The 3,724-nt window shown below is 42.4% G+C and carries 4 protein-coding genes and 1 pseudogene; 2 read left to right on the plus strand and 3 right to left on the minus strand.

The features are described 5' to 3' along the window. Positions 1 to 571: 571 nt before the first annotated feature. Both ACM2FC_RS23365 and ACM2FC_RS23370 read left to right on the plus strand, forming a co-directional pair. Positions 572 to 1,108: a GNAT family N-acetyltransferase gene (locus ACM2FC_RS23365; protein WP_498483440.1), complete on the plus strand. Its 537-nt coding sequence runs from the start codon at positions 572 to 574 to the stop codon at positions 1,106 to 1,108. Between the two features lie 235 nt (positions 1,109 to 1,343). Further along, positions 1,344 to 1,467: pseudogene (locus tag ACM2FC_RS23370) on the plus strand (IS1 family transposase); the annotation flags it as partial. A 95-nt stretch (positions 1,468 to 1,562) separates the two neighbouring features. Here the strand turns inward: ACM2FC_RS23370 and ACM2FC_RS23375 are convergent. From ACM2FC_RS23375 to ACM2FC_RS23385, 3 genes are read right to left on the minus strand one after another with little or no spacing between them, the layout of a single operon-like run. Then, positions 1,563 to 2,159 (minus strand): type II secretion system protein, encoded by a 597-nt coding sequence (locus tag ACM2FC_RS23375; RefSeq protein ID WP_498483441.1) that lies wholly within the window; start codon positions 2,157 to 2,159, stop codon positions 1,563 to 1,565. 31 nt (positions 2,160 to 2,190) lie between these two features. After that, a complete protein-coding gene (locus ACM2FC_RS23380; protein ID WP_498483442.1) occupies positions 2,191 to 2,868 on the minus strand; it encodes a transaldolase family protein in 678 nt (225 codons plus the stop codon). 51 nt (positions 2,869 to 2,919) lie between these two features. Further along, entirely contained in the window at positions 2,920 to 3,684 is a 765-nt protein-coding gene (locus ACM2FC_RS23385; protein WP_498483443.1) for an SDR family oxidoreductase, read from the minus strand. Positions 3,685 to 3,724 lie beyond the last annotated feature (40 nt).

Consider the following 3,724-nt stretch of genomic DNA (forward strand, 5'->3'; position numbering starts at 1 on the left):
GTATTTTTAATGCTTGCGCATTAATCGCCTTATATCCTCCACCTAAAGGAAGAGGCTTTACGGCGTTTTCTGATAAGCCATTCTGTAGCTATTAAAAACACAGCCAACCCAAAATGGATTATTCGGTACGCGATGGGCAATAATGGCCCCATTAAAGCGCTAAACAAACAGTCAATTTCTGTCGATAATGATGCAATTCATGAGCTGGATGTTCGATTTGAACGTCCGCCTGAGTTTTCGCTTTGCGGTACTCGGTGCAGCATTAGGAGTTTTTAGCTTAGTGATTACGTTTCCATCTTGATACAGCCAGTTCTCACTTAGAATGGCAAATCAGCAATGTACGAGTCATGTTTCTATATGCCTCGTACATTGTTCAATTTTTATAGATTATTGCCGTCTAAATTTTTAGTTATGGTGCGTATAAAGTCAGTTTGGACAACAGCTTTTTAGCATTAGTAAAAGTATCTAACCTCGTTCGGCCTGCAAACTTCTGATTAGACCACTCCAACTTGACCTATCTATGGCTTTATAGTTTAAACTTCATTCAATCATTAGTAATAGATTACTTGAAATGAATTTCATACTGTTAAAACAGCCCCAGGCTGAATCGCTAGAGCAACTTTTTATGTTGACGTTTAGCAACTCGGAAGATAAACAAGAAGGAGAGGTAGTCGGTCAGCTCGCTAAAGATCTCATTGAAAACACGGATGGTGACGATATTTACGTGTTTGCTGCTATAGATAACGAAGAGCTAATTGGTGCTATTTACTTCACTCGTCTGCGATTTGAATCAGACAAAATAGCATTTCTACTAGCACCAGTGGCTGTACACACTGACTTTCAAGGTAAAGGTATAGGCCAGAGACTTATTCGATATGGGTTAGAAACAATGGCTGAACGTGGAGTATCACTTGCATTTACTTATGGAGACCCTGCATTTTATGGTCGCATTGGTTTTGAACAAATCACTATCGAACAATTTTCTGCTCCACATGAATTGACCTATCCACATGGTTGGCTTGCCAAATCGCTATCTCAACATCCTCTAGAACCAATCGTTGGCGCCTCACAATGTGTAAAGGCTTTTGATAAGCCCGAATTGTGGTAAAGAGCTACTTCCTACGTAAAAAGTCAATTTGAGTTTGCCCAACGAGAACTAGTACGTCGGGTTGACGACTCCTGTCAGCAAGCACAGACTTCCTAATACAAAGCGAACTCCTCAATTTCGATAACATTAGACAGGTGAATCGAGCGTTTAAAAAGCACATCGATCGCTCAGCCGAAAGCTCGTCATTCCAAAACCGTGTTCAAGTCAACGCCCCCTTCGGATTACTATAAAAATGTTACCGCTAGAAATGCATATCGTAGGTAAAAGGTATACGCAGAGAATTGAGCGCTCACACCTAACATTAAGAACTCGTTTAAAACGATTCGTTTGGAAAAACTAACTGCTTTTCAGAATCATAGTCGACGCACGACAAAGTGATTGGTACGTTCATCGAACGAGAGTTTTATACGTAGTTCAACAGGTTGGCGTCACGACAGAAAAAGGCATGTCATAACTAGCATTGTGTATTGATCACCCGTACGGTACAAATACATCCTCCGGATGGACACACATTGTTATCTCTGCCTCCAAACGAATCATAAATAACATAGCATCCATCGGGTAGCGTAGTGAGATTCTGACTATTTAACTCACTCGTTGAAAACGAATAATTATAGCCAATAACAGTATGTCGATTTCCCACGTCTGATGTGAGTCCTCCGGCAGAGTTGAGTGTTAAGAAATCAAGCATAGTCAAAGCATCTGCAGACTCGCCTTCACTCTCCGGGCACAACGTCGCCCAATCCACTTCAACTGAACCAATCCCAAAATCGATAACATATTCGATTTGGTTGGCATTTCCAGAGTATGTTTCCGATGGAACCAAGTTTTTCGCGTAAGCTTTGGCATTGACTTGGGTTATCACTCCCTCCATCGCTCCCGCTATGGCTTCAATTGAGGCAGATTTCGCAGACTGCTTCAAACTAAAGAATTTCGGTGCCGCTACAATGGCTAGTATTGCGAGAATGAGGACAACGGTGATTAACTCTACTAATGTGAAACCAGCAGATCGTTTATAGCGGTATTCACACTGTAGATTTTGTATAGTCATATAATCACATATATCTATTCCCAATACATGATTATAGTACATCTAGCACCGTTGTATCTTTCCCATAAACACCTTCCCAATCGGCAACAAAACCAGCGACACCAGAGTCTGTTAGTGGATGAACCAACAGCTGATCAAACACGTCTGGAGCAATCGTTACTGAGTGTGCGCCTACTAGAGATAGTTGATGAACTTGCTGGACGTTCTTAAATGATGCACCGAGAACTTTAGCACCCAAGTTATAGGTGTCGATCAGCGCCACCATCTCAGCAGCGACATTTACACCATCGCTACAGATATTGTCCAAACGATTTACATAAGGGGCTAAAAACTCTGCGCCAGCAACTGCTGCCATTAGCGCTTGCTGAGGAGTAAGAATTGCCGTTGCGGTAATACGGATGCCTTCTGTATGGATAAGCTTCATTGCTTTAACACCTTGTGGGGTTGCTGGCACTTTTACTATGATGTTTTGATCAAATGCTTTCAGAGCTTTTGCTTCTTTAAGCATTGTATCTGCGTCTTTACCCATCACTTGTGCATGTAGCATACGCTCTTCACCGATACACTTACGAATATCCAGTAGGAGCTCTTTGAGAGCACGGTTCTCTTTCGCGATAATTGATGGGTTGGTCGTCACGCCAGCCAGTGGGTAAAGATCTACCGCTTTGCGAATTGCGTTAAGGTCTGCGGTATCTAGCATATAAATCATGGTGTTGCTCCTAATTTGAGGTAGGCTACACCTCTGCGCAGCCAAATAAATTTAAATAAAATGAAATTCTTTTAGGCACTTGGTAATGGCATCTTTACTTTCGGTAAACAACACCCCTTGGTCGGCGAGTTTGCTTGTGTCTAAGCGAACATCGCGTGTTTTCGGTGCATTCATCGCTTCTAAGAGTTCACTTATGCGCTCTTGTTGACCTAGCTCAGTGAGAATGTGCTCAGCAATCTCGTAGCGGCTTGCTGGGTTATGTGCCCCTGTATGATATGTGCCGTAAGGAATAGTGAAAATTTTCGGGAACTGTTCGATAAGCTCATGCACGTAAGTTAGACCACGGAATTCATTACGACGCTCTTGCATTAACTGGCCGTTAACCAATGCTTGTAGTGTATTCCATACCACGTTCGGGTTGATGGTAGTGTTGCGCTCAGGAAGGCCGAATAACCATGTAAAGCGCAGTACCCACATCTCTTCGAGAATGTCTGCTAACTTTTTTTCAGCTTCAAGTTTGTTCTGGCCGTAAACGGTATCTGGTACAGGTTGGTCTAGCTCATTGTATGGGCCTTTCTCTGGGTTACCGTTAAACACCTGCTCAGTGGAGATAAACACCAATTTGGTGTCGTTTTTTTTACATGCTTTTGCTACGTTGATAGCACCTTGCACATTAACTTTATATGCCACATCAGGATGCTTGTTGCAGAAGTCTGTCACAGCAATTGCAGCAGCATGGATAGCATAGTCCGGTTTAAAGCTTGCAAATGTATCAACCACAGCTTGATTGTCAGTGATGTCTTGTAACGGTATGATTTAACTAGAGACTTCGTTAGAGGTAAAATTAGACGAACTC

Source organism: Vibrio sp. A37 (assembly GCF_059777565.1).